Raw genomic sequence first — 1,979 nt, 5'->3', positions numbered from 1 at the left:
TATGCGCCGAACGACTGGCAGGTCGGCCAGACCGGCAAGGTGGTAGCGCCCGATCTCTACATTGCAGCCGGCATCTCCGGGGCCATCCAGCATCTGGCCGGCATGAAGGACAGTAAGGTGATCGTCGCCATCAACAAGGACGAGGAGGCGCCGATCTTCCAGGTCGCCGACTACGGCCTTGTCGCCGATCTGTTCGAGGCCCTGCCGGAATTACAGAGGGCGCTATAAGGGATAGATATCGCCTCCCAAGCGAAAGGATGGCGCGGCCAAGGCTGTGTCATCCTTAAATTTCTTTGGCTCCAGAAGTCCGTTAGATGAAAAGCAATTTCTTGACAGCATCGCACCAATCGACCCTCAGAATCTTAGCTGCGGTCACCAGCTATCTCGCCGAAAGGGGTGTTACACCTCGGATCGTTAGCAGTTCGACGCTCGCACTCATCGCAGTTGTTCTGGCGATGGGCTGGAAACCGCGTATCCTTCTGACACGCCTCGATGAGACACTTGGGTCAGGTGGATGAAGAGGCGAGCCTTCTGTCATAGTCAGATMCAATCTAGTCAGCAAATCTATCTGGGCCCTGCTCGTTGCCTTGAACGAGACGGAGACGACAGCGTGTGCGCGCACGAAGTGGTTCGCGGGCGTTTGCAACTTTGCGGATATCYGGACGCGGCCGTCGGCCGGCCGGAAATGGCAAGGGCAAATTGGATAAAGCTTGGTACCTCGGTCATAGACCTTGGCTCCATCCGCGCTCAGACGACCGACGCGGGGTGCAAGTGCTGCCTCCTCAGCGACGCTACTTTTCAAGGGCTGCGCGACGGTCAGAAGCGAGGCCGCMAGCGGCGGTGTTCGTTCGAAATCATCCCTACGGTTGATCGCGAGCTCCGTGTTCACCACCTGCCGAAAACTCGCGCAGGTGCGCCAAGGTCTGGAGACTGAAATGAGCGGAAAATTTGCAGCCCCCGAACGCGAGAGCATGGAATTCGACGTGGTTATCGTCGGCGCAGGTCCGGCCGGTCTGTCCGCGGCGATCCGGCTGAAGCAGGTCAATCCGGAGCTTTCGGTCGTCGTGCTGGAGAAGGGCTCGGAAGTCGGCGCCCATATTCTCTCGGGCGCCGTCGTCGATCCGATAGGCATCGATCGGCTGCTGCCGGGCTGGCGCCAGGAAGCCGACCATCCCTTCAAGACCGAGGTCAATGCCGACCACTTCCTGCTGCTCGGTCCCGCCGGCTCGATCCGCCTGCCGAATTTTATGATGCCGCCGCTGATGAACAATCACGGCAACTACATMATCTCGCTCGGCCTCGTCTGTCGCTGGCTGGCTGGGAAGGCCGAAGAACTCGGCGTCGAGATCTATCCGGGCTTTGCMGCCACCGAAGTGCTCTACAATGATGAGGGCGCCGTCATTGGCGTTGCCACCGGCGACATGGGCATCGAGAAGAACGGCGAGCCCGGCCCCAACTATACCCGCGGCATGGAACTGCTTGGCAAATATGTGCTGATCGGCGAGGGCGTGCGCGGCTCGMTTGCCAAGCAGCTGATCGCCAAGTTCGACCYGCAGAAGGATCGCGAGCCGCAAAAGTTCGGCATCGGCATCAAGGAGCTCTGGCAGGTCAAGCMGGAGAACCACAAACAGGGTCTCGTCCAGCACTCCTTCGGCTGGCCGCTCGGCATGAAGACCGGCGGCGGCTCGTTCCTGTATCATCTGGAAGACAACCTCGTGGCCGTCGGCTTCGTKGTGCACCTGAACTACAAGAACCCCTATCTCTATCCCTTCGAGGAATTCCAGCGCTTCAAGACGCATCCGGCAATCCGCACCACCTTCGAGGGCKGCAAGCGTCTGTCCTATGGCGCGCGCGCCATCACCGAAGGCGGCTACCAGTCGGTGCCGAAGTTGACCTTCCCAGGTGGCGCCCTGATCGGCTGCTCCGCCGGCTTCGTCAACGTCCCCCGCATCAAGGGCAGCCACAACGCGGTACTGTCG

2 protein-coding genes are annotated in these 1,979 nt (G+C 60.4%); both read left to right on the top strand.

Annotation, left to right across the window (positions count from 1 at the left end; translation table 11 throughout):
- On the top strand, nt 1–228 hold a 228-nt coding region (locus QD357_RS31935; RefSeq protein ID WP_414126020.1), incomplete at its 5' end, for an electron transfer flavoprotein subunit alpha/FixB family protein.
- 707 nt (nt 229–935) lie between these two features.
- Nucleotides 936–1,979: NAD(P)/FAD-dependent oxidoreductase (locus QD357_RS31930; protein ID WP_414126018.1), on the top strand; the 1,044-nt coding region annotated here is incomplete at its 3' end.

This window comes from Rhizobium sp. BR 317 (assembly GCF_047445835.1).
GTDB classification, from domain to species: Bacteria; Pseudomonadota; Alphaproteobacteria; order Rhizobiales; family Rhizobiaceae; genus Rhizobium; species Rhizobium paranaense.
The sequence above is the reverse complement of the archived record's forward strand: the minus strand, read 5'-3'. Positions and strand labels throughout refer to the sequence as shown.